The 3164-nt window shown below is 71.3% G+C and carries 3 protein-coding genes; 2 read left to right on the top strand and 1 reads right to left on the bottom strand.

The genetic code is table 11. From position 1 onward, the window contains the following. Positions 1-1255 (bottom strand): ROK family transcriptional regulator (locus AB0M36_RS03115; RefSeq protein ID WP_364151468.1); only part of this gene is annotated, 1255 nt, incomplete at its 3' end. Positions 1256-1355: 100 nt separating this feature from the next. Between AB0M36_RS03115 and AB0M36_RS03110 the strand changes: the two genes are divergently transcribed. Then, a complete protein-coding gene (locus AB0M36_RS03110; protein WP_364151466.1) occupies positions 1356-2186 on the top strand; it encodes a class I SAM-dependent methyltransferase in 831 nt (276 codons plus the stop codon). Positions 2187-2242: 56 nt separating this feature from the next. Further along, positions 2243-2452, top strand: a complete 210-nt coding sequence (locus AB0M36_RS03105) for a hypothetical protein (protein WP_189202627.1) — start codon at positions 2243-2245, stop codon at positions 2450-2452. The last annotated feature ends 712 nt before the right edge of the window (positions 2453-3164 follow it).

Raw genomic sequence — 3164 nt, 5'->3', positions numbered from 1 at the left:
GTGAGCGGCGGTGTGCGGCGCGCGATGTCGGTGCCGGGCCGGCCGTCGCCGGCAGCCCGCCGTCGGCGAGCAGCCGGGCGATCGGGAGGGTGGCCGCGCCCATCGCGACGGCGTCCGGTCCGAGCTGGCACAGGTCGATCCGGGTACGCGAATACGGATGTCGCAACGCGTGACGGGCAGCGGCCTCGCGGATGTCCGTGAGGAACCGCTCCCCCAGCGCCAAACCGGCCGGACCGCCCAGCACGATGCGCTCGGGCGAGAAGAGATTGATCAATCCCGCGATGCCGGCGCCCAGGTAGCCGATGGTCTCGCGGACGACCTCCGCCGCCCCGCCGGGAAGCGGATCGTCGGCGAGCACCCGGGACAACAGCTCCGGCCCGGCCTCCAGCCCGGTCGCCTCGGCGAGGCGGGCCGCGATCCGGTCCGCGCCGAGGTACGCCTCCAGGCAGCCCCGGGTACCGCAGCGGCAGAGGTCACCGTCGTACACAAAGGTGGTGTGCCCCCACTCCCCCGCGTTGCTGTGTGCCCCGCGATAGCCGCGCCCGTCCATCACGACAGCCGCGCCGACGCCCTCGCCGACCAGGACGATCACCGCTTGCCGCGCGCCCCGACCGGCGCCGAACCACATCTCGGCCTGGCCGACCGCCTGCGCACCGTTCTCCACGTGGATCGGCACGTCGGTGCCGTCGCGCAGCATCGCACCGAGCGGCACGGCGTCCCAGCCCGTCGCCTGCGAGTGCACCACGGGCGCGTCTCCGGACTGGTCCACGACGCCCGCGACGCCCACGCCGAAACCCAGCACCTCGCCGCGAGCGACGCCGGCCTCGGCCACGACAGCGTCCAACCCTTCGAGCAGCTTCTCGGCCGCAAGGCACGGGTCGGGTCCGCTCTTGCCTTCTCCAGCCTCACTCGCGGCTAACGCGCATTGCGCGACGCCGACCCGGGACATCGCCAGGTCGTAGAGCTCGACCAGCACCCGGGTCGCGCTGACGTCGGCGCCCGCGACGTACCCGAAGCCGGGCGCGACCCGCAGCAGAGACCGCGGCCGGCCGCCGTCCGAACCCACCAGGCCGGCCTCCTCGACCAGACCCTCGTCGATCATCTCGCCGATGAGGTTGCTGACCGTGGCCTGACTCAACGCCGTCGTGTCCCCGAGCTGCTGCCGGCTCTGGCGCCCGCCATGGAAGAGATCCGTGAGCAGGCTGGCCCGGTTGGCGCGGCGGACGTCCCGCACCGTCGTTCGCCTGCTCTCCACACCCACACCCGCCTTCGATCCACCAGGGCACCCATCATGCGCCGCGGGCCGAGCGGAAACCAGGTGGTGGGCGGCCCGGTCTGCGATACCGTCCCACGCCATGACCGACTACCGCGACGTCAACCGCGCCAACTGGGACGAACGGGCCCCCGTCCACGCCGCCTCGGCCGGATACGACCTCGCCGCCTTCGCCCGGGACCCGGCGCATCTCAGCGACGTCGTCACCTTCGATCGACCGCTGCTCGGCGACATCCGCGGCCTCCGCGGCATCCACCTGCAATGCCACATCGGCACCGACACCGTGTCCCTCGCACGGCTGGGCGCGACAATGACCGGACTGGACTTCTCACCGGCGTCGCTCATCGAGGCCCGCCGACTCGCCGAACTGGCCGGCGCCGACATCGACTTCGTCGAATCCGACGTGTACGGCGCGCCCGACGCGCTCGAGAACGGCGCCTTCGACCTGGTCTACACGGGCATCGGAGCGATCGGCTGGCTGCCCGACATCCGCCGCTGGGCGCGAGTGGTGGCCACGCTGCTGAAGCCGGGAGGGCGGTTGTTCATCCGCGAGGGCCACCCGGTGCTGTGGTCGCTCCAGGACGACCGCAAGGACGACCTGCTGGTCCTGGACTTCCCGTACTTCGAGCACGAGGAACCGGTGATCTGGCAGGAGGACGGCACCTACGTCGAGACGGACCACACGTTCGTCCACACCACCACCCACTCGTGGAACCACGGCCTGGGCGAGATCGTGACCGCCCTGCTGGACGCGGGCATGACACTCACGGGCCTCGTCGAGCACGACACCGTGCCGTGGGAGGCGCTGCCAGGCGCGATGACGAAGCAACCCGGCGGCGAGTGGCAGCTCACCGACCGGCCGCGGCGCCTGCCGCACACCTACACCCTGCAGGCGGTGCGCACGGCCGTTTAGAGATCGTCGGGTACGGGGTACAGGGCGGACACTCCCCCACCGTTTAGGAGCCCCCGATGCGCGCAGGATCGATCGGCGGAATCATCGTCGTCATATGGCTGGTGCTCGGCGCCGTCGCCGCGTTCGAGCGTGGTTACTTCAAGGACACCGGCGACACCAGCTGCGCTGAGGCCGGCACGGTCATGGTGACCGTGGTGGCCGGCCCGTTGAACTGGCTCGGGGTCAACCCGAAGATCACCTGCGACATCCCCGAGCCGTCGAAGTAGGCCGTATCCCCGCTGTGGAGGGTCGCTCCTCGAGGGGCGACCCCCTCGCGCTGACGCGGCCCTGGGCTGGCCCGCGCGGGCGACCGACTCACGCCACCCTGGGCTGTCCCGCCCGGGCGACCGACTCACGCCGCAGCGCGACCAATTCACGCCACCCCGCACGACACGACACACGCGCCACGCAGCGCAGCGCGACCAACTTACGCAGCGCAGCGCGACCAACTTACGCAGCGCAGCGCGACCAACTTACGCAGCGCAGCGCGACCAACTTAGGCCGCCCGGGCGGCCCGCTCATGCCCAACCACCGTGGGCTGATCTCGGAGCCGTCGGCGAATGCCGCGCGAAGTCCCACTCGTCGTCACCCGCCGCTTGCCGCTGTGCCCAGGTGCGGGAGCTCCTACCCGACCCCGAAACGGACGCGATGCTCCGCCAGACTGACAGGCGATCATGACATTCCGATGACGTCTGATCGAAGAAGACGTGCCACGTCAGAGCAAGACCAGCGGAGACAGCGGTTAACGACGCTCCGCGGATCCAGCTGAGCTGGGAATGTGGGCCGGCGGCCCCGGAAATCGGGCACGGGCATCGGGCAGAGGCGCGGGGATCGGGCGCAGGGATCGGGCGCAGGGATCGGGCGCAGGGATCGGGCGCAGGGATCGGGCGCAGGGATCGGGCGCAGGGATCGGGCGCAGGGATCGGGCGCAGGGATCGT

It is taken from the genome of Actinoplanes sp. NPDC051346, from assembly GCF_040682215.1.
Taxonomy (GTDB): domain Bacteria; phylum Actinomycetota; class Actinomycetes; order Mycobacteriales; family Micromonosporaceae; genus Actinoplanes.
Note: the sequence above shows the minus strand (reverse complement) of the source record. Positions and strands in the feature narration are given on the sequence as shown.